Raw genomic sequence first — 652 nt, 5'->3', positions numbered from 1 at the left:
TTTAATAAATAGCCTCTGTTGTATAAATTAGTAAGTATATCTCTATTTGCTAAAAATGATAGTTTTTCACTGTAGAGTATTATAGATAAATGATTTACTATTATTTCTAAATATTCTTTTTCAACACTGCTTTCTATTATTAAATAACCAAACTCATAATTTCTTGCTTTTAATTTGTATTTATTATTTTCTTTTATTATGTTTTTTGAAGTAGAGTACCATAGATTTGAATTTTTATCTTTGTAAAAATATAGAGCAAAGTTTTTTATTATTTTTTTAGAACTTTTTTCAAATGTTTTTATTATRCCGTCTACAGAAAATGGTTCTGGTATRTTGTTTAGAGTTTTTATTATTTTGTTTATTTCTTTAATCATTTTATATATAAGCTATTAATTATTTCTTTTGCTAAAAATATTAAATTATTGCTTGTAGCAAGTGTTGAGATAATAGTGAGTACTATTGACTCTTCTTCTTTAACTACTATTGCCATTGCATTAAATAAATTATTATTCTTAGTTTTACAATTAAAAATTATAGAGCCAAATATGTCATTATGCTCTTTTCTTTTTGCAACATATAGAGGAGATATTATAGAATAGAGGTTTTTATTTTCTGCTTTAAAATTATTTAATATTTGAGCTAATATTTGAGC

Annotated in this window: 2 pseudogenes; both read right to left on the bottom strand. The window is 21.2% G+C overall.

The features are described from left to right. Positions 1–374: pseudogene (locus GQX97_RS13710) on the bottom strand (GGDEF domain-containing protein); the annotation flags it as partial. Beyond that, positions 371–652 (bottom strand): annotated as a pseudogene (locus GQX97_RS13705) (tetratricopeptide repeat protein); the annotation flags it as partial. The pseudogenes GQX97_RS13705 and GQX97_RS13710, both read right to left, overlap by 4 nt.

Origin of the sequence: Brachyspira sp. SAP_772, assembly GCF_009755885.1 — a bacterium.
In the GTDB taxonomy this organism is placed as follows: Bacteria; Spirochaetota; Brachyspiria; order Brachyspirales; family Brachyspiraceae; genus Brachyspira.
The sequence above is the reverse complement of the archived record's forward strand: the minus strand, read 5'-3'. Positions and strand labels throughout refer to the sequence as shown.